The sequence below is a fragment of the Bradyrhizobium iriomotense genome (assembly GCF_030160715.1).
GTDB classification, from domain to species: Bacteria; Pseudomonadota; Alphaproteobacteria; order Rhizobiales; family Xanthobacteraceae; genus Bradyrhizobium; species Bradyrhizobium iriomotense.
The window spans coordinates 146,915-168,821 of sequence record NZ_BSOW01000020.1 but is presented as its reverse complement, the minus strand read 5'-3'; the positions used below and the strand labels follow the sequence as shown (position 1 = coordinate 168,821).

Genomic DNA, 21,907 nt, shown 5'->3' with positions numbered 1-21,907 from the left:
CCCATCCATGCTGGCCTCCTTCCAGCCAGCATGGTGAATCAGAAACGGGCTGATTTGGGAATCCCAAATCGATTCAACTTAACCCCATCCCGCTTTAATGTTGCGTTGGTGCGCTCGCTGGAGGGCACGGCAAACGGGGCGAGCTTCAGGCATTCCTTGACCGGCGGCACCGTCGGCGGTGGCATCGAGGCGGCGTTGTTCGGCAACTGGACCGGCAAGGTCGAGTACCTCTACATGGACCTCGGCAGCATTTCGGATTCGTTCACCACGGCCATTCCGTTCGGCACGATCAACACACGCGTAACCAGCGATATCCGCGACCATGTGGTGCGCGCGGGTCTGAACTATCGCTTCGGTGGGACTGGGGTCGGCGCAAGTGGCGCTATGCCGCCCGCGATGACAGCGCCCCTCGCTAACTGGACCGGCTTCTACGTCGGTGCAAGTGCGGGCCATGGTGTTGGGCACGACCCAGCGAGCTTCAGCCGTGCTACTGCCGCCGGAGCTGGACTTCCGGAGACCTTCACCTTCGCGCCTGGCGGATGGCTCGGTGGTGGGCAGATCGGTTACAATTGGCAGTTGGCGCAGTGGGTACTCGGCCTTGAGACCGATATCCAAGGCGCCAATCAAGTCGACACCGCCTGCGTAGGGGCGTGCGAGCTGACATTCGACACCGGCACGACGCTCGAACGGAAGCTCCGCTGGTTCGGAACGACGCGCGGGCGATTTGGCTACGCAGCCGGTCCCGCCTTGCTCTATGTGACCGGTGGTGCCGCGTATGGACAGGTGCGCACCAGCATCACCGATCTCGGTGGTCCCGGGATCGTTTCAACCGGCCGTGCAACCCACACCAAGAGCGGCTGGACGTTGGGCGGCGGCATCGAAGGCGCCATTTCGGGACCGTGGAGCGCCAAGCTGGAATATCTGTACGTGGACCTCGGGAACGTATCCGATACGTTTGCGACGCCAGCGGCTTTCGGACCTCCGCCCCGGACGACGACCGTCTCCAGCGGCGTGCATGATCATGTGTTCCGCGCTGGCCTGAACTACCGGTTCGGTGCGGAGGCTGTCGTGGCGAAATATTGAAGCGGGCTCCCGTCCGCTTTTCGGCGCTCCGTGATGCGGGGCGCCGAAGCTTGAGGACTTAGCCTCTGGTCCATCTCAGCCCCGTTAACCCCTCATCCACCATCAGGCCGGCCCCGCCGCCGGTAACCACGACAATTAACAGACCCTCAACGTACCCCCGACAAGTCTAGCGATCTTTCGGGGGGATTTTGCCGTGGATCTTCTGGTTTTCGAGTTCCTGGGACTGGCGATGCTCGCCATGTGCGTGGTCGTGGTGGCACTGCCCTGCGCACCGAAGCCGTCGCAGCGGATCCGCTACGAGTAGGATTTTCGGCCGGTCAGCGCGATTCCGGGCGAAATTCAAGGCTCGAATTCGCAACGAGCCCCTTGACATCACAGCACTTTCGGCAGAACGGCTGATGTACGTGTCATGGGCCGTTCATGGATCTGATTACCACCACCGCTGACCTCGCCGCTGCTTGCAGCCGGCTGGCCGAGCACCCCGTCATTACCGTCGATACCGAGTTCCTGCGCGAGACCACCTACTACCCGCTCCTGTGCGTGGTGCAGATGGCGAGCCCCCAGGAGGCCGTGGTGATCGATGCCCTCGCCGAGGGTATCGACCTCAAACCCTTCTTCGAGCTGATGGGCAACGAGAAGGTCCTGAAGGTCTTCCACGCCGCCCGCCAGGACATCGAGATCATCTGGCACCAGGCCAACATCATCCCGCATCCGGTGTTCGACACCCAGGTCGCGGCCATGGTGCTCGGCTATGGCGACAGCATCGCCTACGACCAGCTCGTCGAGAAGGTCACCGGCCACCGGCCGGACAAGACCCATCGCTTCACCGACTGGTCGCGCCGGCCGCTGACCAAGGAGCAGATGCACTACGCAGTGTCCGACGTCACGCATCTGCGTGAGGTGTTCGCCGCGCTCGACGCGGACCTGAAGAAGCGCCGCCGCAGCGAATGGGTCTCGATCGAGATGGAGATCCTGACTTCGCCCCGCACCTACGACTTCCACCCCGAGCGCGCCTGGGAGCGGCTCAAGACGCGGGTGCGCAAGCCGAAGGACCTGGCGGTGCTGATGGAGGTCGCGGCCTGGCGCGAGCAGGAGGCGCAAAGCCGCGACGTGCCGCGCGGCCGCGTGCTGCGCGACGAAGCGATCAGCGACATCGCAACCCACGCGCCGACCACGCTGGAAAAGCTCGCGCATCTACGCTCGGTGCCGAAGGGTTTTGAGAAATCCAGATGGGGCGCGGACATCATCGCCGCGGTCGAGCGCGGGCTGGCGCGCGACCTCTCTAAGCTGCCGAAGCTGGAAAAGCCGCGCAACAATTCCAACGGCGCGGCGATCGTCGAGCTCTTGAAGGTGTTGCTGCGGATGACCGCGGAGCGCCATGCGGTGGCGAGCAAGGTGATCGCGACCGTCGACGATCTCGAGGAAATCGCAGCCGACGACGAGGCCGACGTTCCCGCGCTGCGCGGCTGGCGCCGCGAGCTGTTCGGCGACGCCGCCCTGAAGCTGAAGCACGGCCAGCTCGCGCTCGCGATCGACAAGGGCCGCGTGGTCGGCGTCACCCGGGCGTAACGGCTGAGGGCGGCAAAGCTACGGCCAGTTTCTCATCCTGAGATCCTGGCCGCTTCGATGACGTCGTCAAGTCGATTATTTCGCAGATATATCAATTACTTACATGGAAATCGAGGGCATCATCACCCGCCGCCACCGACTCCTTTGCATGGGGTTGTTTTCGATATTTTGGTGAGCCGTCGATTCCACCATTTCGTCATTGCGGAGTAAGAGGCTCCGCCGCGCCCTACGCCGGCGTCAGCTTTGCGGCCTCGCCCTTCATGTCATCAAGCACGCCCGCGATGGTGCCGACCAGCTCGTCGATCTGGCCCTTGGTGACGATCAGCGGCGGGCAGATGGCGATGGCGTCGAGCATGTTGCGCGAGATGACGCCGCGCTCCTGGAGCATGCGCGCCGCGATGCCGCCGACGCCTCCCGGCGTGCTTGCGGCCGTCTTGCGCTGCTTGTCGAGCACGAGCTCGATCGCGGCGATCATGCCGACGCCGCGGACCTCGCCGACCAGTGGATGGCCCGAAAGTTCGCGCAGCCGCGCCTGCATATGGGCGCCCGTCTCCGCAGCATGCGCAACCAGACCGCGCTCCTCGATGATCTTGAGGTTTTCCAGCGCCACCGCTGCGCCGACCGGATGACCGCCCGCCGTATAGCCGTGGCCGAGAACGCCGATCTTGTTGCTCTCGTCCGCGATCGGCTCGAACATCCGGTCGTTCATCAGGACCGCCGAGAACGGGAAATAGCTCGAGGTGATCTGCTTGGAGACGACGATCGCATCGGGCTTGATGTTGTAGGTGTCGCAGCCGAACATCTTGCCGGTGCGGCCGAAGCCGCAGATGACCTCGTCGGCGACGAGCAGGATGTCGTACTTCTTCAGGACCTGCTGGATCTTGTCCCAATAGGTCGCGGGCGGAACGATCACGCCGCCTGCCCCCATCACCGGCTCGCCGAAGAAGGCCGCGATGGTGTCCGGACCTTCCCTCACGATCAACGCTTCCAGCTCCTCGGCGCGCCGCGTCGCGAAGGCTTCCTCACTCTCGCCGGGCTGGCCGTCCTTGTAGAAATGCGGCGAGCCCGTGTGCAGGATATTCGGCAACGGAAGATCGAAGGAGCGGTGATTGTTCGGCAGGCCCGTGAGGCTTGCGGAGGCGATCGTGACGCCGTGATAGGCGCGGATGCGGCTGATCACCTTCTTGCGCTGCGGCTGACCGAGCGCGTTCGAACGATAGGCGATCAGCTTCAGCACCGTGTCGTTGGCCTCCGAACCGGAATTGGTGAAGAACACCTTGCTCATCGGCACCGGCGCGAGCGCGACGAGCTTCTCGGCGAGATCGATCGAGGGCCCGTGCGATTTGGCGGAGAACACATGATAGAACGGCAGCGCCTGCATCTGCCGGTACGCGGCCTCGACCAGGCGCTTCTCGTTGAAGCCGAGCCCGACGCTCCACAGGCCAGCCATCGCCTCGAAATAGCGCTTGCCCGCGGCGTCGAAGACATAGGGCCCCTCGCCGCGCTCGATCACCAGCGGGCCATTCTGCTGATGGGTGCGCGCGTTGGTATAGGGATGGAGCTGGTAGGCGACATCCCGGGCTTCTTGCGAATTGGGCAGCATGGTCATCACATCATTCCTTCAGCCTTCGGCTCGCGCCGAAACGGAGCTCGTCTGTCGACGGCGTCGTCACTTGGCTATTGCGACACGGCACAACTTGCAACGCCAATTCGTCGGCAGCAAACGCCCAGCAGCGTTGCAGGAAACAGCTAAAGCGTCGGTTCAGGCGGCGCTGTCGTCGTCGCCGCCATCCGAGGCGGCATCAAGCGCCTCGCGCACCTCGGCGAGTGCCATTGAGAGCAGATAGACGGTCGTCGACAGGCCAAGCCGACGCGCCGTTTCGAGGGCGCGCGACAGATCGCCTACCAGACGTTCCAGCTCTTGCCCCCGGGACAATGTCGTCAATCACCCTTGTCGCGGACCGCGCCCGTCTATACCGCGATGGCGCCGCTGGTCCTGATCAGCTCGGCGCTGGGCCGAATAGTAGCAAAATTGCCGATCACATTCATCACCGACTGCTTGTAGGTCGCCGCGTCGCCATGGCCCGGATGGCGGCAGGCGACAGCATCTGCCACGACCTGATAGCGATGGCTCCTGTGAAACCCGTCGACCACCGTCGCCAGGACGGTCTCGTCGAGCGAAAAGCCGAGCAGCACGCAGCGGATGTTCCGCATGTTCGCGGTGTAGTCCGCGAACCGCGCGGAACTGTAGGCCGACGGCAGCGGATGCTCGAACGTCATCTCCCCGGGCCGCGGCTTCAGTTCGACAATCCAATCGGTCAGCTTGGATGCCGGATTGAACCACGCGGCCTGCGCAATGCGCTTGAGATGCATCACAGGCCAGAGATTGTCGCGCCACAGCGTCAACAACTCCAGGCAGCGCGAGGTCGTAGCGTCGCCATCGAGAATGACATGGCGACGCCCGGGGGTCAGATATTCGACCTGCAGATCGGCGCAAACCAGGATCGGCGGATCGTCGTGAATGAAGTCCGGCATCTTCTTGTTCGTAGCTGCACCAATATCAGCGCTGGACCATCGAGACGTTACGCAGCGGCGATGTTACCGCCCGTCCCGCCGAGGCATCGAGCACCCCGGGCCGATCCCAATCGCCCTCGGGGCGGATGATCACATAAGGATCACTGTCCAGCGTGATCGCATCCGGCCCCGGCTCTACCTCGAGCACCATCTCGGTATAGGAAAAATCCGAGAAGGTGATCTTGCGATTGTGGCCGAGCGGCTTGGCGCCGAAATGGGCCCAGAAGTCGACCAGCCGGTCCTGCGCCTGCCCATAGATCTTGCGGAAGCCCTTGCGCTTCACATAGTCGACGCTCGCCTGCACGAGCTTGAACGACACGCGCGAGCGCCGGTACTGGTGCCGCACCGCGAGCCGCTCGACCTTGGCGAACTCGCCGAAGAAGCGAACCCGCAGACAGCCGGCGGGCTCGTTGCCGATGAACCCGATGAAATGCGCGGCAACCAAATCGTTGCCATCGAACTCTTCCTCGAAAGGACAGTCCTGCTCGGCGAGATAGACCGCCGAGCGGATCGCGGTGACCAGCATGAGGTCGCTTGGATCGCGCGCGATGCGGATCGTGATGGCACGCGAGTCGGGTTTGGCTAAAGGAATTCTAGTGCCGTGCATCTGCAAGACTCCCTGCTTCTATCATCGCGCCCGGCTTGCGCATGGGCAGACGATTCCATGGCCGCTCGTAACACCAGAGGTCGGGCTGGAAACTCGCGATAGGCTCAAAACCCGTCGCTTTCATGATGTCGCGTCCCGCCGCCGTCGACGGCTGCGCGAAACAATCGGCGCTTCGTAATCGCGGCTGTCGAAGATGCGCGGCTGCCTTGCCGAGTCCGGCGATGCCGCGGCCAGTGGCCGCGATGGCCCAGATGTAGGTGGCCGAGACCTCCTCGTTGCCAGATGCGAGATGCCGGATGTCGGGCTCGGTCAGACAGATCTCGTCGAGCAGCAACGCGTCGTGGCCGCGCTCATTGAGAAACAGGAAGGCCATGCCACCGACCAGCACGCCGTTCCGGGTGAAGGTCAGAAGGCATTGGGGATCGAAGGTGAAATAGCGCGCAAGCTCCTGCTCGCCGATCCGCACGCCGGGGACCAATCGATGCGCCATGTCGGCAAGCGCGGCAATTTCGGAAAATTGCGCACAATGGACATCGATGTCTGGACTTAGCGGCAGCGCGTCAAATTCATGCCTTGCGGCAAACGAGCCCCTTTCCATACCCATCCTGCCCCTCTATCGTTTCGCCCCGTCCCGCTAGGATGAAGAGCTTATCGGGTAAGGAACAGGTGTATGCAGCAACTATTGCACCGGGGTGCTGCGATGACGCAGCACCGCAGCGATGAGTCCCTGGATGCATCCTGGGATGATTTGAAGCTGTTTTTAGCTTGCGCGAAATATAAAAGTTTCCGCAACGCCGCCGAGGAGCTCGGCCTCACCTCGACGACGCTGATGCGCCGGATCGACCGGCTCGAAGACAGCATCGGCTGCAAGCTGTTTCTGCGCGACCAGAGCGGATTGACGCTGAGCGACGAAGGCACGGCGATGATCTCCGACGTCACGCTGATGGAGCGTCACGCCTTCAACGTGTTTCGCCGCGCCTCGCGCTCATCGAATGACGCGACGGGCACCGTGCGCGTCGCAGTCACGGAAGGGCCCGGCAATTTCTGGATCCTGCCGCGACTGATCGACTTCCAGAAGACCTATCGCAAGATCACCGTCGACCTGCGCTGCGCGATGGAGCAGGCCGATGTTGCGCGCCTGGAATCCGATATCGCGATTCAGCTGGAGCCGCCGACCAATCCGGATCTGATCGTGGCCAAGCTTGGCCGGCTGCACATCTATCCCTTCGTCTCGAAAGATTACGAGAGCCTGCACGGCGTGCCCACAACGCTTGCCGAGTTGCAGAACCACCGGATCATCAAGCAGAGCGCACCGCAGGTCGACGACACCGCCTATGCCCGCATCCTCGGGCTCAAGTCGCTCGAGGGCATCGTCGGGATCAAGACCAACTCATCGGTCGGCGTGCTCTACGCGGTGGAACGCGGCGCCGGCATCGGCTTTCTGCCAACGGTGTCGATCGCACTCGGCGCGCCGCTCGTCGCCGTCGATCTCGGCGTCAGTCACCATGCCGATCTCTGGCTCACCTATCACAAGGAATTCCGCGCCTCCGAGCGACACAAGATCGTAGTCGAGTGGCTGAAGAAGATCTTCGATCCCCGCACCTATCCCTGCTTCCGCGACGAGTTCATCCACCCGAACGGGCTGGTGCCGATGATGGCGGGGGCCCGCGAGAGCTTTGGCATGACGGGCTATGTCGCGGCGACGCCGACCTGATCGGCGGCGGCTACCATCGGTACTCGAAGCCGACCGTGCCCTGATGCGATCGCAGCTCGTTGCGGAACTTGGCGTCATAATTGACGTAGAGGCGCGCGGTGTTGGTCAGGCTGAGCGAGGCCGACGCGCCGGTGTCGAGGCCGTAGCGGCTCTCGCCGAGGCCGGGCACCACGAGGCTCTGCGTACCCAGGCTGACCTGGATCGATCCCAGGTCTTGATAGAAATTGTCGACGAACTTGCCGTAGGCGGACAGGTCCAGGATCTTCTGGTCGAAGATGAAGTAGCGCCCAACCTCGGCGCCGAGCATGAGGCGCGCGCGCGCGAGTGCGGACGAGCCGACGGTCAGGGGAAAGAGGCTGCCGGTCTCCTGGAACGAGGCACTGGTGGCGCGGACATACTCCAGCGCACCTTTGGGGACGAAGCGGGTCTGGTCCTGGGTCCAGTAATAGCTGATCTCGGTCAGCGCGCCGTCGATGGTGGCGCGATAGCCCGCGGTCGCAAAGCCGAAGCCGCTGTCCCGGCTGGAATGGACGTTGCCGAAGCCGTGGACGAGCGCGAAGGCCCAGGTCCAAGGCCCCTTGTCGACCGAGCCGTTGATGCCGAGCTGGGTCAGGTCCAGCGTTGCCGATTGCAGCGCCAGGGGCACGTCGATGTCGGTGTGGCTCTGGTCGACCGAGAAGCCGAGATTGACTCCCGGCGCAAGCCGCGCGCCGATGCCCGCGACCCCGCCAACGGTCTTGCGCTTGTCGCCGACGAAGTCGCCCTGCGCGTCGGTTCGCATCGAAATGCCGTACCCCTCGAACCAGGTCCGGTAGCGCGGTCCTTCCGCGGCCTCCGCGGCGCCTCCGCCGCCGGGATTGGTGCGGGAGGTCCGGTCGAAGCCATTCGAGGCCTGGTTGCCCAGTCGCTCCAGGAAACTGGAGCCGAGGTTGAGCGTGGTGTTGCCCGCCGACTGGCCGTAGTTCATCGCTGACGGCGTCGGTGACGGCGTAGGTGTCGGGGTGGGTGTTGGGGTCGCTGTGGGCGTCGGCGTTGGTGTGGGCGTCTGCGCATGCGCCGGCGCAGCCATGATCATCAACGAGAGCGTAAAGGCGACCGCGACGACGCTCGCGGCCCGCCGGACAAAACCCGGCCGGCGCGTCCGCCTTATCCCTAAAGGCTGCGATAGGCAGCGCATGACGACACAATTCCCGAAGCAAATGGCGACGCGCAAATATGCAACACGCATCGCGGCACCTGCGACGATTTGCGCCGAACCGGCCTGAAGGGTCAATTGCTTGAGCGGTATTGCACGGGGGATTCGCCGCGCTGTGGTACCGCTGCCACAGGTCGCAAACTCTGCCGCCGCGTGTCGGGTCGGGACTTGAATTCTGCACGCTGCTTGCTAGCGCGCGATTTTCATGTTGCAATATCCGGCACAATCGGATTTGGCCGCTCGACTGTGCGTTTCGCGACACTGAGACTCAAGACTCGAACAGACTTCCGGAAGCCCGTTTGTGGCGTGGCACGCGCAAAGACGTGGCCGCGTCTTTTTTATGTCTAAAGGAGGAGACTGGCGATGCAAAAAGGCACCGTCAAATGGTTCAACCCGACAAAGGGCTATGGCTTCATCAAGCCGAACGGCGGCGACAAGGACGTGTTCGTCCATATCTCCGCGGTCGAGCGCGCTGGGCTAACCACCCTTAATGAGAATCAGGTGGTTGAATACGATCTCGTGGAGAACCGCGGCAAGACTTCCGCGGAGAACCTCAAGGTTCACTGACTTTCTACGGACGATCGATACAGGCAAGCATGAATCCCCCCGGCTCCGCCCGGGGGATTTCGTTTTTGGCTCATGCTCGCCTGACGCTTCAGCTCACCACCGGCGAGATCAGGAAATTCTCCGAGCCCCCGCTCCCCGCGGTCTTGCAGACATCGCCGTCGATCCGGACCTTGCCGATCGCAAGCAGGCGCAGCGCTTCGGGATAGATGCGGTGCTCGACTTCGAGGATGCGCTCGGACAGCGTGTCCGGCGTGTCGTTGTCGCTGACGGGAACCGCGCCCTGCATCACGATCGGACCGGCATCGGTCGCGGGAATCACGAAGTGCACCGTCGCGCCGGACAGCTTGACGCCGGCGCGCAAGGCTTGGCCGTGCGGGTCGAGGCCGGGGAACGACGGCAGCAGCGAGGGATGGATGTTGAGCATCCGCCCGTACCAGGCTTGCGTGAACTCGGCCGTGAACAGCCGCATGAAGCCGCCCAGACAGATCAGCTCGATGCCGTGCTGGTCGAGGGCTGCCTGTAGCGCGGCCTCGAACCCGGCGCGGTCCTTGCCGAACGGCTTGCTCTCGATCACCAGCGTCGGCACGTCTCCCGCCCTCGCCTTTTCCAGCCCAAGCGCATCGGACTTGTTCGAGATGACGAGCGAGATCTCCGCCGGAAAATCCGGGGCGGCGGCGGCCTTGATCAGCGCCGCCATGTTGGAGCCTCGGCCGGAGATCAGGATGGCGACGCGGCGTTTCATGGCGCTTACAGCGAAAGGTCGAGGTGGCCGTTATAGACGACGCGATGCTCGCCCTCGGCCTGGATCACGGTGCCGAGCTGCGCCGCCGTATCGCCGGCATCAGTGAAGACCTCGACCACCTTGTCGACGGCATCCGGCTCGACGATTGCGATCATGCCGATGCCGCAGTTGAAGGTGCGCAGCATTTCGAGCTCGGCGATGCCGCCTTGCGCCGCCAGCCATTTGAATACCGGCAGCACCGGCAAGCGGGCGAGATCGATGCCGACGCCGAGATGCTTTGGCAGCACGCGCGGAATGTTGTCGGTAAAGCCGCCGCCGGTGATGTGGGCGAGGCCTTTCACCGCGCCGGTCTCGCGGATCGCGCGCAGGCAGGATTTGACGTAGAGCCGGGTCGGCGCGAGCAGCGCGCCGCCGAGCGTCATGACGGGCGCAAACGGCGCCTGGGCCTCGAAGCCGAAACCGGACTGCTCGACGATCTTGCGCACCAGCGAGAAGCCGTTGGAATGCACGCCTGAGGACGCCAGCCCGATCACGGCATCGCCCGCGGCGATATCCTTGCGCGGCAGCAGCGTCCCGCGCTCGGCGGCGCCGACCGCGAATCCGGCGAGATCATAGTCGCCGTCCTTGTAGAGGCCGGGCATCTCGGCGGTCTCGCCGCCGATCAACGCGCAGCCGGACTCGCGGCAGCCCTCGGCGACGCCCGCGACGATTGACGCGGCAGCCTCGGGGTCGAGCTTGCCACAGGCAAAATAGTCGAGGAAGAACAGCGGCTCGGCACCCTGCACCACGAGATCGTTGACGCTCATGGCGACGAGGTCGATGCCGATCCCGCCATGCAGGCCGGTCTCGATGGCGATTTTGACCTTGGTGCCGACACCGTCGGTGGCCGCGACCAGGACCGGGTCCTTGAAACCGGCTGCCTTGAGGTCAAACAGGCCGCCGAAACCGCCGATTTCGGCATCGGCGCCGGCGCGGGCGGTGGCGCGCACCATCGGCTTGATCAGGTCGACCAGGCGATTGCCCGCATCGATGTCGACGCCTGAATCGGCGTAGGTAAGGCCGTTTTTGCGGTCGGTCATGCCGGATTTCCAGTGGATTTGCGGCTGGTTACGTCGAATTCGAGGGCCGCGCAATGGCTCGCAAGGAGCCTGAGCCTATACTATGTAGATATCAACCGGTTCAGCCTCCAAAGGGCCGGATTCGAGGTCACACCGGGTGCCGGGAAGCGCCGCGTGAGTATTCCGAACATCATTACCTTGGGCCGCATCATGCTGGTCCCAATCATCGTCTGGGCCATCGTGTCGAGCCAAATGGAGGTGGCGTTCGGTGTGTTCCTGATCGCCGGGATCAGCGACGCCGTCGACGGCTTCCTGGCCAAGCGCTTCAACATGACCAGTGAGCTCGGCGCCCTGCTCGACCCGCTCGCCGACAAGGCGCTTCTGGTCTCGATCTACATGTCGCTTGGGATCTGGGGCGCCATCCCGCGCTGGATCGTCATCCTGGTGGTGTCCCGCGACATCATGATCGTTACCGCCGTGATCGTGTCCTGGCTGTTCGACAAGCCGGTCGCCATGAAACCCCTGATGGTGTCGAAGCTGAACACCGCAGCCCAGGTCGCATTCGCAGCCTTGGTGTTGGCCGCACTCGCCTTCGGCTTCAAGCCGGAGCCCTATGATATTATCCTGATGGGCCTCGTCACGGTCTTCACGCTTACCTCCGTGTCTCTCTATCTCGTAGAGTGGCTGCGGCACATGAGCACGATCGAGGCGAAATGAGCGCGGACCGGCCCCGCAAAAGGCCAACTCGCAACCGATAGGTCCTTTGGCGCCAAACCCTTTGGCACAAGTATTTGGCCGGCTCGCCGGCGTGGAGCAAAGCAAGCGTGGCAGGCCGCGTTCATCCCCGACAACTGGCGTTTTCGCTTCCGCATGCGGAAAGCCTGAGCCGGGACAATTTTCTCGAAGGCCCCGCCAACGCCGCCGGTCTCGCCCTGATCAACGGCTGGCCCGAATGGCCGAACCGGATCATGTGGCTTGCCGGACCCGAAGGCTCAGGCAAGAGCCACCTCGCCACCATCTGGGCCGAAGAGGCCGGTGCCCGCTCCACCACTGCCAATGCATTGACCGCGGCTGCCGTGCCTGGGGCGCTCGCCACGGGCGCACTGGTCGTCGAGGACCTGAAAGCGAAGGACCTCGACGAGCGCGCACTCTTCCATCTGTTGAACCTCGCGCGCGAGGACGGAGCCTACGTCCTGCTCACTGGGCGCGAGGTACCGGCGGCACTGGAGATCGAGCTGCGCGACCTCCGCTCGCGGCTGCGCGCCGTGCCGGTGGTGTCGCTTCTGCCCCCGGACGACCAGCTTTTCCGCGGCCTGATCGTCAAGTTCTGTGCCGACCGCCAATTGAGCGTCGATGAGAGCGTGGTCAGCTATCTCGCGACTCGCCTGGAGCGCTCCTCTTCCGCTGCTCGACGGGCCGTAGAGCTGCTCGACGGCGAAGCCCTGCGGCTCGGCCGGCCCGTGACCCGGGCGCTGGCCGCCGAACTACTCCGGGACGTCTGACCCATCCCGGCTTGGTCTGTTTGCCGCTGCCGCTTGACGTAGCCGAGCGGCGGAACATCAATGTCATCGAAACGTCATCGCACTAACACATGCTCTGCGCCGGTTTTGCGCATTAGTCGCAAGATGAGGCGAAAGAAGATGGATCGACTTCTCATGGACTCCGCGCAAGCTATTGAAATCAAAGAAAAAGAACCAGAAACAGCAGGCCTGCCGGCAATCGCCACAAGCCCCGAGCGGTTCATCAATCGCGAGCTTTCCTGGCTGCATTTCAACCGCCGGGTCTTGGAAGAATCGGTCAACCCCCACCACCCGGTGTTGGAGCGGGTGAGATTCCTGTCGATTTCGGCAAACAACCTTGATGAGTTCTTCATGGTACGCGTCGCCGGCATCAAGGCGCAGGTCCGTGAGGGCATCCCCGAGCGCAGTCCCGACGGCCTGACCCCGTCCGAGCAGCTCGCCCTGATCAACCGGACCGTCTCGCAACTCGCAAGCGACCAGCAGGCGATCTGGCGCGATTTGCGCGGCACGCTCGCCGAGGTCGGCATCGTGCTGGTCGACGGCAAGGACGTCACCAAGGCAGAGAAAACGTGGCTCGAGGACCATTTCCTCCACAACGTCTTTCCCCTGCTCACCCCGCTCGCAATCGATCCCGCCCACCCCTTCCCGTTCATTCCGAGCCTCGGCTTCACCGTCGCGCTCCAGCTGACGCGCGCCGCCGACGGCAAGCAGATGAACGCGCTGATCCGCATGCCCGGCAAGATCGACCGCTTCGTCCGCCTGCCCGGGGATGGCGGGGTGCGGCTGATCTCGCTGGAGCAGATGACCGCCCTGTTCATCAACCGCCTGTTCCCCGGTTACAACGTTCACGGCCAGGGCGCCTTCCGCATCATCCGCGACTCCGAAATGGAAATCGAGGAAGAGGCCGAAGACCTCGTGCGCGTGTTCGAGACCGCGCTGAAGCGCCGCCGCCGCGGTTCGGTGATCCGGCTCGAGGTCGACGCCAAGACGCCTGAACAGCTGCGCAGCTTCGTGCAGCACGCGCTCTCGGCGGCCGACGACGAAGTGTTCCTGGTCGACGGCGTGCTCGCGATGAACGAGCTGTCGCAACTCACCCGCCTCGATCGCCCCGACCTCGAATTTACCCCTTACGTGCCGCGTCATCCCGAGCGCGTGCGCGAGCATGGCGGCGACATCTTCGCCGCGATCCGGCAGAAGGACCTTATCGTCCATCACCCCTACGAATCTTTCGACGTCGTCGTGCAGTTCCTCCAGCAAGCCACGCGCGACCCCGACGTCGTCGCGATCAAGCAGACGCTATACCGCACCTCCAACAACTCGCCGATCGTGCGTGCGCTGGCCGAGGCTGCCGAGGCCGGCAAGTCCGTCACCGCGCTGGTCGAGCTCAAGGCACGCTTCGACGAGGAAGCGAATATCCGTTGGGCACGCGACCTCGAGCGCGCCGGCGTGCAGGTCGTCTACGGCTTCCTCGAGTTGAAGACGCACGCAAAACTCTCGATGGTCGTGCGCCGCGAGGGCGGCAGCCTCACCACCTATGTTCACACCGGCACCGGCAATTACCATCCGGTGACCGCGCGCATCTACACCGATCTCTCCTACTTCACCTCGGACCCGACCATCGGCCGCGACGCCGCGCGCGTGTTCAATTTCATCACCGGCTACGCCGCGCCGAGCGACCTCGACAAGATGGCGGTGTCGCCGCTGACGCTGCGCAAGCGCATCATCGAGCACATCCAGGGCGAGACCGAATATGCGCGGCACGGCAAGCCGGGCGCGGTCTGGATGAAGATGAATGCCCTCGTCGATCCCGACATCATCGACGCGCTCTATGAGGCATCTCAGGCCGGCGTCCAGGTCGAGCTCGTGGTGCGCGGTATCTGCTGCCTGCGGCCGGGTATCCCCGGCCTTTCGGAGAACATCCGCGTCAAGTCGATCATCGGACGCTTCCTCGAGCACGGCCGAATCTACTGCTTCGGCATGGGCCAGGGCCTGCCGAGCGCGAAAGCGGCTGTGTATATCTCGTCAGCCGACATGATGCCGCGCAATCTCGATCGCCGTGTCGAGGTACTGTGCCCGCTGCAAAATCCGACGGTACATCAGCAGGTTCTCGAACAGATCATGGTCGCGAATCTGAAGGACAATGAGCAGAGCTGGCAATTGTTGCCCGATGGATCGTCAACGCGTATGAAGGCCGCGAAGGGCGAGGAGCCTTTCAACGTGCACAACTACTTCATGACAAATCCGAGTCTGTCTGGCCGTGGAAAGTCGCTCAAGGAATCCTCGCCGCGGCGTCTCACGCGCCGGAACGAACGCCATCAGTCCTGATCGGGGATTGTTGCCGTGACACGGCCGCGTAAACGTGGCGCAAGCGTCGCGGTCATCGATATTGGCTCCAACTCGGTCCGTCTCGTGGTCTACGAGGCGTTGGCGCGGAGCCTCATTCCGATCTTCAACGAGAAGACGCTCTGCGGCCTCGGCCGCGAGGTGCAGAGCACGGGCCTGCTCGCGCCTGACGCGGTCGACAAGGCGCTGACCTCGCTGAAGCGATTTCGGGCGCTGTGTCGCGTGATGCAGGTCGGGCGCGTCTTTGCGATCGCGACCGCCGCGTGCCGCGATGCCTCCAACGGCCCCGACTTCATCGCCAAGGCCGAGCGCATTTGCGCGGTGAAGATCGAGATCCTGTCGGGGCCGCGCGAGGCGCGGCTCTCGGCGCTCGGCGTCGTTTCCGGCATCCACCATCCCGACGGCATCGTCGGCGATCTCGGCGGCGGCTCGCTTGAGCTCGTCGAGGTCCACCGCAACAGCGTCCGCAGCGGCGTGACGCTGCCGCTCGGCGGGCTCGCCTTGCAGGATCTCGCGCACAAATCGCTGAAGCGTGCCGACCGCATCGTGCGCGAGGAACTCGATGCCGTGGCGCAGCTCAAGGCCGGGCGCGGCCGCACCTTCTATGCGGTCGGCGGCACATGGCGCGCCCTCGCCCGCATCCACATCATCCAGAGCGGCTATCCGCTCCAGGTGATGCACGGCTATTCGATCCCCGCAGCGGATGCGCTGGATTTCGCGCGACGCCTGCGCCGCCTGGCTGCGTCCAACTTGCTGGCCGACATCGAGGTAGTCGCCGACGCACGGCGCCCCCTCCTCGCCTATGCCGCGCTGGTCCTTGAGCACATCATCCGCGTCGCACGGCCGAAGACGATCGTGTTCTCGACCTTCGGCGTGCGCGAAGGCCTGCTGCACGAGAAGCTATCGGAAGCCGAGCGCGCCAAGGACGGATTGATCTGCGCCGCGGAAGAGCTGAACCAGCTGATGTCACGCTCGGCGCGCCATGCCCGCGAGCTGATAGAATGGACCGACCGCTTCGTGCGCGTGGTGAAGCTGCGCGAGACCGAGGAGGACCGCAGGCTGCGCCACACCGCGTGCCTGCTTTCCGACATCGGCTGGCGCGTCCATCCCGACCACCGCGGCGAGCAGACGCTGAGCCTCGTGGTCAACGGCAATTTCGGCGCAGTCAGCCACGAAGGCCGCGCCTTCGTCGGCCTGTCGGTGTTCTATCGTTATGCCGGTCTGAGCGACGAGAACCAGCCGCCGGTGACGATGCAGGAGCTGCTCTCGCCCGCCCAGCTCGAGCGCGCGCGCCTTCTGGGGGCGGCGTTCCGCGTTGCGCATCTGATCTCGGCGGCTCGGCCCGGCGTGCTGCCGGCCACGCATTTCAGCAGCAACGGCCGTAAGCTGATGTTGGTGTTCGAGCACCGCCTCGGCGATCTCGTCGCCGACCGCGTCGGCGGCCGCTTCAAGCAGCTCGCCCGCCTGGTCAGCCGCTCCGGCTCGATCGTGAGGCGCTAAATTATTCCGCCGACACCTTGGCGTGGCGCTCGGAGGCTTCGAGCGCAGCGACATGCAGGCTGCGCCGGCGCCAGACATAGCCGACGACCAGCACGACGATGACGCCGAGCACGGCGCAGAGATATTCGGCGCCCGCGCCGCCATGGGCAAATTGCGGCGGGATGCGCAGTGAAGCCAGCACAGAATCCAGCGATGCGCCGAGCGGACCGTCGGACAGCGCGTGCAGCTTCGGCTCGACGCCCGGATCGGTCGCGATCACTTCGCCCGCGATCCAGCCGAGCAGCGCCGCGCCGGCCCAGACCAGGATCGGCAGTTTTGACAGTAGCGCCATGATCAGCGCGGCGCCGGCGACGATCAAGGGAACGCTGATCGCAAGGCCGAGCACCAGGAGCGGCACACTGCCATTGGCGGCGGCCGCAACGGCGATCACGTTATCGAGACTCATGATGATGTCGGCGACAACGACGATCTGCACCGCCTGCCACAAATGCGAGGCGGAGGCGACACCGTCTTCGTCCTCGTTCTCCGGCACCAGCAGCTTGGCGGCGATCACGATCAGCGCGAGACCGCCGACCAGCTTGAGGTACGGCAGCGCCATCAGGCTCGCGACGATGCCCGTGAAGATGATGCGCAGCAGCACCGCGGCGCCGGCGCCGAGCACCATGCCCCAGAGCTGATGCCGCGGCTTCAGCCCGCGGCATGCGAGTGCAATCACCAGCGCGTTGTCGCCGGAGAGCAGGATATTGATCCAGATGATCTTGCCGACCGCGACCCAGAAGGCCGGCTCGGCCATTTCATTGCGGAACTGGGTGAAGAACGACCCGAGCGTGGCGGGGTCGAAGATCTGCCAGAGCCAGTTCACAATGCGTCCTTCCGATCAGCCGACGATCTCGTTGCCCGAGAAGAACTGGGCGATCTCGATCACGGCCGTCTCAGGGGCGTCGGAACCATGCACCGAGTTCTCGCCGATCGACTTGGCGTAGAGCTTGCGGATGGTGCCGTCGGCCGCCTTCGAGGGGTCGGTCGCGCCCATCGCCTCGCGGTACTTGGCGATCGCGCCCTCACCTTCCAGCACCTGCACGACCACGGGGCCGGAGGTCATGAACTCGACGAGTTCGCCGAAGAACGGACGGGCCCTGTGCACGGCATAGAAGGTCTCGGCCTGGCCCTTGGTCATGCGGATGCGCTTCTGGGCGACGATGCGCAGGCCCGCCTTCTCGATCACGGCGTTGACCGCGCCGGTCAGGTTACGCTCGGTCGCGTCGGGCTTGATGATCGAGAAGGTGCGTTCAGTCGCCATGGTTCTGTCCTTGAGAAAGGGGGGAGATTTGGAGTTGCCGGGCTTATATCGGCGCTATCGGCGAACGGCAAGCGACCGGCCAAAAGGGCTTCACGGGCGGATCGCCGCGGGGGGCTGAACTTTTGAATTACAACAATTTCACCGAGATGAACCCAATCTGCAAGGCATGTTCAGGTCCCGGTTCAGGATCGCGGGCCTAAGGTCGAGGCCATCGAGACGCGTTCTGCCCTTCAAGAGGCGTTTCGGCGGCCATTCCATCGACGCGCAGGCCCGCGCCGGCAGTTTTGAGGAGATCACCATGTTGAGGAAACTTTCGCTTGCTGCAGTCGCCGCGGTTGCGCTGGGTGCCGCGCTGGCTCCGACCACTGCCTCCGCCCATTGGCATGGCGGCTGGGGTGGCTGGCACGGTGGCGGCTGGGGCTGGGGCGCACCGCGCTTCTATGCCGGCGGCCCGGTCTCCTACGGCTATGGCGGCTGCTATGTGCGCCAGCTGGTCCCGACCCCCTGGGGACCCCGCTGGCGGCTGGTGAACCGCTGCTACTGAGCCCGTCAGCACCTTCCAAGAGAGCGACCAGAAGAAGCCCCGGCGTCCCCGCCGCCGGGGCTTTGCCTTTGGGCTGTCCTTGGGCGCACGTCGCCGAGTTCATACAATTTTTACTGGAGTGGAAGGCGATCCCCGTTGGTGGCCGAAACTATTTCGCAGTCAGCGACTTGGTAGGGTGACGTGAGCGACACCAGTGGAACCCCGTGATGAGTGGCCAATTCGTCAATGACAGCGAACAGATGGACCGGCGGACCAGCCGATCGATCTGCGACGCCATCGGCGAGCGGCTCCAGCAGAGCCTTCGGCCCGAGCCGCGGCTTCCGACCTATCTCGAGCACCTCGTGAACGAGCTGCGCAAGCGGGATCGCGACCGCGATCCGCAGAACTAGGGGCAACAACGGGGTTGCGTTTGCCTCGCGCTGCGGTGACAAGGCCGCATGCTCACCATCACCGACCTTTCGGTCCGCCTCGCCGGACGCCTCCTGATCGACCAGAGCTCCGTGCAGATCACGCCCGGCTCGCGCGTCGGCCTTGTGGGACGCAACGGCACCGGGAAGTCGACGTTGTTCAAGGTGATCCGCAGCGAGCTCGCCGCCGAGCATGGCTCGGTCACGCTGCCGCCGCGCTGGCACATCGGCAGCCTCGCGCAGGAGGCGCCTGACGGCCCGGAAAGCCTGATCGAGGTCGTGCTCAAGGCCGACCTCGAACGCGACGCGCTGTTGCGCGAGGCCGAGACCGCGCACGACCCGCACCGCATCGCGGAGATCCAGACCCGGCTCGTCGACATCGATGCGCATTCGGCCCCTGCCCGCGCGGCTGCGATTCTCAGCGGCCTCGGCTTCTCGGCCGCGAACCAGCTTCGCGCCTGCTCTGAGTTCTCCGGCGGCTGGCGCATGCGCGTGGCCCTCGCCGCGACGCTGTTTGCAGCGCCTGACCTGCTGCTGCTCGACGAGCCCACCAACTATCTCGATCTCGAAGGCACGCTGTGGCTGGAGGATCACCTCGCCCACTATCCGCGCACCGTGATCGTGATCAGCCACGACCGCGATCTCCTGGAGAGCTCGGTCGACCAGATCCTGCACCTGGATCGCGGCAAGCTGACGCTCTATCGCGGCAGCTATTCATCGTTCGAGGAGCAGCGCGCCGCGCGGGAATTGCTCGACGCCAAGCAGGTCAAGCGCCAGGAGGCCGAGCGCGCGCGCCTGCAAGCCTTCGTCGACCGCTTCAAGGCCAAGGCCTCGAAGGCGCGTCAGGCCCAGTCGCGCGTCAAGATGCTGGAGCGGCTGAAGCCGATCACGGCGCTGGTGACGCAGGACGTGCTCGAGATCAGCTTCCCGCCGCCGGAGAAGACGCTGTCGCCGCCGATCATCGCTGTCGACAACGTCTCGGTCGGCTATGATCCGACCACCCCCGTGCTGAGCCGGGTCACCTTGCGCATCGACAATGACGACCGCATCGCGCTGCTCGGTGCCAATGGCAATGGCAAGTCGACGCTGGTGAAGCTGCTCGCAGGCAAGCTCGCGCCATTCTCCGGCAGGGTCACGCGCGCCGACAAATTGTCGATCGCCTATTTCGCGCAGCACCAGCTCGACGAATTGAACGAGGATGCCTCCGCCTACGACCACGTCCGCAAGCTGATGGGCGATGCGCCCGAGGCCAAGGTGCGGGCACGCGCCGGCGCGATCGGCTTTTCCGGCAAGGCGGCCGACACCAAGGCCGGCAAGCTGTCCGGCGGCGAGAAGGCGCGGCTGCTGCTCGGCTTAGCGACCTTCTTCGGCCCCAACATGATCATCCTGGACGAGCCGACCAACCATCTCGACATCGACAGTCGCGCCGCGCTTGCGGAGGCGATCAACGACTTTCCCGGCGCCGTCATCATGGTCTCGCACGACCGTTATCTGATCGAGGCCTGCGCCGAACGGCTGTGGCTGGTCGCCGACCGCACGGTGACGAATTACGACGGCGACCTCGACGACTACCGGCGCGTGGTGCTGTCGGCGGCGAGCGCGGACGCTCCGCGCGAGCGCAACAATGGGAATGACAAGCCTCAGCGCACGAGGTCGGACAATCGCGGCCCGCTCAAGAAGCGCATCGTGGAGGCCGAGGCCGAGATCGCACGCGTCAGCGAGATCATCGCCAAGATCGACACCGCGCTCGCCCTGCCCGACATCTTCACCCGCGACCCCAAGCAGGCCGCGCAACTCTCCAAGGCCCGCGCCAACGCCGCCGACGCCCTGGCGCGTGCCGAGGAGCAATGGCTGGAGGCGAGCGCGCAGTATGACGAGGCGGCGGGCTAGAGGCTGTCCGCGGGTCTGCGAGGCAGGCTCAGATCAAAATTTGAAAAACAACCCCACGCAAAGGATTGCAAGGTAACTAAATACCTACAAAGCGGCCCGTTGCATCAGCCGCCAATGATCTTGCTAAACCCGACCAACAAGACAAAGGCGATCCCGGTGACAGCGAGGAAGGCGGCGAAACAGAAAATGCGATACATGACCGAGACGAACTAAAGCATGATCCGGAAAAGTGTGAAGCGGTTTTCCGAAAAGATCATGCGCAAACAACAACCTAAAGCGCGATGACGATTCATCCTAATCTCATCGCGCTTTAGACACGCCGTTCGGTAGTTCTGCTGAAACAGCTGACGGGGTTGCCAATTCGGAGACCCTGCAAGCTCCCCGCCCGGTCTGGTGGTCTAGGCCAAAGGTGGACGGGGAGCCTTTTGCGACGGGGCGGCCCGTCGCACGATCAGGCTAGAAACGTCATATGACAGTCATATGAAACTGCCCCTGCCGCTCAGTGGACCTTGATCTTATCCAAAGGAAGACGGAGTTCCGCGGCGCGTTCCTCGCGGTCTTTCTTGCGAAACTCGTTTTCCTTCCGTTCGAACTCCACCATTTCCTTCAGCGCTGCCTGGAGCAGGCGACTGCGCCGTTCTGCACTTTGTTGTGCATTTTCCGTCATAACCCCAGCTCCCCGCAATGGCGGCGTCCCATCCTGGACAAGAGGGCTGACCGCAGAAAGGTTCGATGCCGTAGAATTACGGAATTATGACGGCAGCCCGCGCGCCTGCAACGGATTTACTGGTCGTCACGGCGCTGAAGCTGCTGTGGGATGGAGTTCCGGTTACCTCGGGGAACCGAGAGTGGACATTCGGTATCATCGCACGGATGCGCGGCCGCAGACGACATTGTGCTGAAGGTTGGCTTGAAGCCGATCGCCTAAGATCGGCGTCAGGTCGGCACGATACCGTGCCAGCGCATTACTCAACGGGCGTGCACTTTGTTGCAACGACCTTGACGCCCAATCCGGCAGTCGCTTCTCGCCACTGCGCGATGGATGCGCCATTTCGGTGAACCTCGAAGGCCTCATCGTTCTCGTAGACCTCGTAAATCAGAAGTTTCGACTCCTCGTCACGGGGAAGCACCACTTCGAACTGCAGCGTGCCGGGCTCGTCTTTCAGGCATCGCGCGCGATGGGCCATTAACAGCGGAACGACCTGATCCCGCTTTCCCGGCGCGACTTCGAAGGTTCCCATAATCACGAGAGTGGTCATGACGATCTCCTTTCCCGACGCTTGAGCGAGATGAG

At 64.1% G+C, this 21,907-nt stretch carries 24 protein-coding genes; 12 read left to right on the top strand and 12 right to left on the bottom strand.

Going from position 1 to position 21,907, the window contains the following annotated elements; all coding sequences use genetic code 11:
- Together QQL28_RS27310 and rnd are read left to right on the top strand one after the other, a co-directional pair.
- Positions 1–1,083 (top strand): outer membrane protein (locus QQL28_RS27310; RefSeq protein ID WP_284270426.1); only part of this gene is annotated, 1,083 nt, incomplete at its 5' end.
- 420 nt (positions 1,084–1,503) lie between these two features.
- Positions 1,504–2,652 carry a ribonuclease D gene (gene rnd, locus QQL28_RS27305; protein ID WP_284270424.1) on the top strand — a complete coding sequence of 383 codons (1,149 nt, stop codon included), beginning with the start codon at positions 1,504–1,506 and terminating at the stop codon, positions 2,650–2,652.
- A 226-nt stretch (positions 2,653–2,878) separates the two neighbouring features.
- On the opposite strand, the gene QQL28_RS27300 is transcribed toward rnd, so the two are convergent.
- The 5 genes from QQL28_RS27300 to QQL28_RS27280 all read right to left on the bottom strand — a co-directional run bounded on the left by QQL28_RS27300 (position 2,879) and on the right by QQL28_RS27280 (position 6,437).
- Complete coding sequence (locus tag QQL28_RS27300) at positions 2,879–4,261, bottom strand: aspartate aminotransferase family protein (protein ID WP_284270422.1); 1,383 nt, start codon at positions 4,259–4,261, stop codon at positions 2,879–2,881.
- A gap of 153 nt (positions 4,262–4,414) precedes the next feature.
- The gene (locus QQL28_RS27295) at positions 4,415–4,597 is read right to left on the bottom strand and encodes a hypothetical protein (protein WP_284270450.1); all 183 of its coding nucleotides are present in this window, start codon (positions 4,595–4,597) and stop codon (positions 4,415–4,417) included.
- Positions 4,598–4,623: 26 nt separating this feature from the next.
- A complete protein-coding gene (locus QQL28_RS27290; RefSeq protein WP_284270420.1) occupies positions 4,624–5,187 on the bottom strand; it encodes an isochorismatase family protein in 564 nt (187 codons plus the stop codon).
- Positions 5,188–5,212: 25 nt separating this feature from the next.
- Positions 5,213–5,833 carry a GNAT family N-acetyltransferase gene (locus tag QQL28_RS27285; protein WP_284270418.1) on the bottom strand — a complete coding sequence of 207 codons (621 nt, stop codon included), beginning with the start codon at positions 5,831–5,833 and terminating at the stop codon, positions 5,213–5,215.
- On the bottom strand, positions 5,820–6,437 hold the full coding sequence (locus QQL28_RS27280) for a hypothetical protein (RefSeq protein ID WP_284270416.1): 618 nt from the start codon (positions 6,435–6,437) through the stop codon (positions 5,820–5,822). The genes QQL28_RS27285 and QQL28_RS27280 overlap by 14 nt, the downstream gene beginning before the upstream one ends.
- Positions 6,438–6,503: 66 nt before the next feature.
- Between QQL28_RS27280 and QQL28_RS27275 the strand changes: the two genes are divergently transcribed.
- The gene (locus QQL28_RS27275) at positions 6,504–7,547 is read left to right on the top strand and encodes a LysR family transcriptional regulator (protein WP_284270414.1); all 1,044 of its coding nucleotides are present in this window, start codon (positions 6,504–6,506) and stop codon (positions 7,545–7,547) included.
- Between the two features lie 10 nt (positions 7,548–7,557).
- On the opposite strand, the gene QQL28_RS27270 is transcribed toward QQL28_RS27275, so the two are convergent.
- A complete protein-coding gene (locus tag QQL28_RS27270) occupies positions 7,558–8,697 on the bottom strand; it encodes an autotransporter outer membrane beta-barrel domain-containing protein (protein WP_284270446.1) in 1,140 nt (379 codons plus the stop codon).
- Between QQL28_RS27270 and QQL28_RS27265 the strand changes: the two genes are divergently transcribed.
- Positions 8,615–8,812 (top strand): hypothetical protein, encoded by a 198-nt coding sequence (locus QQL28_RS27265; RefSeq protein ID WP_284270448.1) that lies wholly within the window; start codon positions 8,615–8,617, stop codon positions 8,810–8,812. The genes QQL28_RS27270 and QQL28_RS27265 overlap by 83 nt on opposite strands.
- Positions 8,813–9,105: 293 nt before the next feature.
- Positions 9,106–9,309 (top strand): cold-shock protein, encoded by a 204-nt coding sequence (locus tag QQL28_RS27260; protein WP_283042530.1) that lies wholly within the window; start codon positions 9,106–9,108, stop codon positions 9,307–9,309.
- An 88-nt stretch (positions 9,310–9,397) separates the two neighbouring features.
- Here the strand turns inward: QQL28_RS27260 and purN are convergent, their stop codons facing one another.
- Positions 9,398–10,051: a phosphoribosylglycinamide formyltransferase gene (purN, locus tag QQL28_RS27255; RefSeq protein ID WP_284270412.1), complete on the bottom strand. Its 654-nt coding sequence runs from the start codon at positions 10,049–10,051 to the stop codon at positions 9,398–9,400.
- Positions 10,052–10,056: 5 nt separating this feature from the next.
- Positions 10,057–11,130: a phosphoribosylformylglycinamidine cyclo-ligase gene (purM, locus tag QQL28_RS27250; protein ID WP_284270411.1), complete on the bottom strand. Its 1,074-nt coding sequence runs from the start codon at positions 11,128–11,130 to the stop codon at positions 10,057–10,059.
- Between the two features lie 153 nt (positions 11,131–11,283).
- Between purM and QQL28_RS27245 the strand changes: the two genes are divergently transcribed.
- From QQL28_RS27245 to ppx, 4 genes are all read left to right on the top strand, one after another.
- Positions 11,284–11,826, top strand: a complete 543-nt coding sequence (locus tag QQL28_RS27245) for a CDP-alcohol phosphatidyltransferase family protein (RefSeq protein WP_284270409.1) — start codon at positions 11,284–11,286, stop codon at positions 11,824–11,826.
- A gap of 107 nt (positions 11,827–11,933) precedes the next feature.
- Positions 11,934–12,611, top strand: coding sequence for a P-loop NTPase family protein (locus tag QQL28_RS27240; protein WP_284270407.1), 678 nt, complete (start codon positions 11,934–11,936; stop codon positions 12,609–12,611).
- A gap of 153 nt (positions 12,612–12,764) precedes the next feature.
- Positions 12,765–14,954, top strand: coding sequence for an RNA degradosome polyphosphate kinase (locus QQL28_RS27235; RefSeq protein ID WP_284270444.1), 2,190 nt, complete (start codon positions 12,765–12,767; stop codon positions 14,952–14,954).
- Positions 14,955–14,969: 15 nt separating this feature from the next.
- On the top strand, positions 14,970–16,472 hold the full coding sequence (gene ppx, locus QQL28_RS27230) for an exopolyphosphatase (protein WP_284270406.1): 1,503 nt from the start codon (positions 14,970–14,972) through the stop codon (positions 16,470–16,472).
- A gap of 1 nt (position 16,473) precedes the next feature.
- On the opposite strand, the gene QQL28_RS27225 is transcribed toward ppx, so the two are convergent.
- Together QQL28_RS27225 and ndk are read right to left on the bottom strand one after the other, a co-directional pair.
- The gene (locus QQL28_RS27225) at positions 16,474–17,334 is read right to left on the bottom strand and encodes a TerC family protein (protein ID WP_284270404.1); all 861 of its coding nucleotides are present in this window, start codon (positions 17,332–17,334) and stop codon (positions 16,474–16,476) included.
- 15 nt (positions 17,335–17,349) lie between these two features.
- Positions 17,350–17,772, bottom strand: coding sequence for a nucleoside-diphosphate kinase (gene ndk, locus QQL28_RS27220; RefSeq protein WP_284270402.1), 423 nt, complete (start codon positions 17,770–17,772; stop codon positions 17,350–17,352).
- 298 nt (positions 17,773–18,070) lie between these two features.
- On the opposite strand from ndk, the gene QQL28_RS27215 reads away from it, so the two are divergent.
- From QQL28_RS27215 to QQL28_RS27205, 3 genes are all read left to right on the top strand, one after another.
- Positions 18,071–18,316, top strand: coding sequence for a sulfur globule protein precursor (locus tag QQL28_RS27215; protein WP_284270401.1), 246 nt, complete (start codon positions 18,071–18,073; stop codon positions 18,314–18,316).
- Between the two features lie 206 nt (positions 18,317–18,522).
- Positions 18,523–18,705: a hypothetical protein gene (locus QQL28_RS27210; protein WP_284270399.1), complete on the top strand. Its 183-nt coding sequence runs from the start codon at positions 18,523–18,525 to the stop codon at positions 18,703–18,705.
- A 48-nt stretch (positions 18,706–18,753) separates the two neighbouring features.
- Positions 18,754–20,613: an ABC-F family ATP-binding cassette domain-containing protein gene (locus QQL28_RS27205; protein ID WP_284270398.1), complete on the top strand. Its 1,860-nt coding sequence runs from the start codon at positions 18,754–18,756 to the stop codon at positions 20,611–20,613.
- 499 nt (positions 20,614–21,112) lie between these two features.
- On the opposite strand, the gene QQL28_RS27200 is transcribed toward QQL28_RS27205, so the two are convergent.
- Positions 21,113–21,280 carry a hypothetical protein gene (locus tag QQL28_RS27200; RefSeq protein WP_284270397.1) on the bottom strand — a complete coding sequence of 56 codons (168 nt, stop codon included), beginning with the start codon at positions 21,278–21,280 and terminating at the stop codon, positions 21,113–21,115.
- A 298-nt stretch (positions 21,281–21,578) separates the two neighbouring features.
- Positions 21,579–21,872: a putative quinol monooxygenase gene (locus QQL28_RS27195; RefSeq protein ID WP_284270396.1), complete on the bottom strand. Its 294-nt coding sequence runs from the start codon at positions 21,870–21,872 to the stop codon at positions 21,579–21,581.
- Positions 21,873–21,907 lie beyond the last annotated feature (35 nt).

Bases quoted from the DNA above. Each gene is read 5' to 3' on its own strand.
- rnd (WP_284270424.1), top strand. From the start codon at position 1,504: ATGGATCTGATTACCACCACCGCTGACCTCGCCGCTGCTTGCAGCCGG.
- QQL28_RS27300 (WP_284270422.1), bottom strand. From the start codon at position 4,261: ATGACCATGCTGCCCAATTCGCAAGAAGCCCGGGATGTCGCCTACCAG.
- QQL28_RS27290 (WP_284270420.1), bottom strand. From the start codon at position 5,187: ATGCCGGACTTCATTCACGACGATCCGCCGATCCTGGTTTGCGCCGAT.
- QQL28_RS27285 (WP_284270418.1), bottom strand. From the start codon at position 5,833: ATGCACGGCACTAGAATTCCTTTAGCCAAACCCGACTCGCGTGCCATC.
- QQL28_RS27280 (WP_284270416.1), bottom strand. From the start codon at position 6,437: ATGGGTATGGAAAGGGGCTCGTTTGCCGCAAGGCATGAATTTGACGCG.
- QQL28_RS27275 (WP_284270414.1), top strand. From the start codon at position 6,504: ATGCAGCAACTATTGCACCGGGGTGCTGCGATGACGCAGCACCGCAGC.
- QQL28_RS27265 (WP_284270448.1), top strand. From the start codon at position 8,615: ATGATCATCAACGAGAGCGTAAAGGCGACCGCGACGACGCTCGCGGCC.
- QQL28_RS27260 (WP_283042530.1), top strand. From the start codon at position 9,106: ATGCAAAAAGGCACCGTCAAATGGTTCAACCCGACAAAGGGCTATGGC.
- purN (WP_284270412.1), bottom strand. From the start codon at position 10,051: ATGAAACGCCGCGTCGCCATCCTGATCTCCGGCCGAGGCTCCAACATG.
- purM (WP_284270411.1), bottom strand. From the start codon at position 11,130: ATGACCGACCGCAAAAACGGCCTTACCTACGCCGATTCAGGCGTCGAC.
- QQL28_RS27235 (WP_284270444.1), top strand. From the start codon at position 12,765: ATGGACTCCGCGCAAGCTATTGAAATCAAAGAAAAAGAACCAGAAACA.
- ndk (WP_284270402.1), bottom strand. From the start codon at position 17,772: ATGGCGACTGAACGCACCTTCTCGATCATCAAGCCCGACGCGACCGAG.
- QQL28_RS27215 (WP_284270401.1), top strand. From the start codon at position 18,071: ATGTTGAGGAAACTTTCGCTTGCTGCAGTCGCCGCGGTTGCGCTGGGT.
- QQL28_RS27210 (WP_284270399.1), top strand. From the start codon at position 18,523: ATGAGTGGCCAATTCGTCAATGACAGCGAACAGATGGACCGGCGGACC.
- QQL28_RS27205 (WP_284270398.1), top strand. From the start codon at position 18,754: ATGCTCACCATCACCGACCTTTCGGTCCGCCTCGCCGGACGCCTCCTG.
- QQL28_RS27200 (WP_284270397.1), bottom strand. From the start codon at position 21,280: ATGACGGAAAATGCACAACAAAGTGCAGAACGGCGCAGTCGCCTGCTC.
- QQL28_RS27195 (WP_284270396.1), bottom strand. From the start codon at position 21,872: ATGACCACTCTCGTGATTATGGGAACCTTCGAAGTCGCGCCGGGAAAG.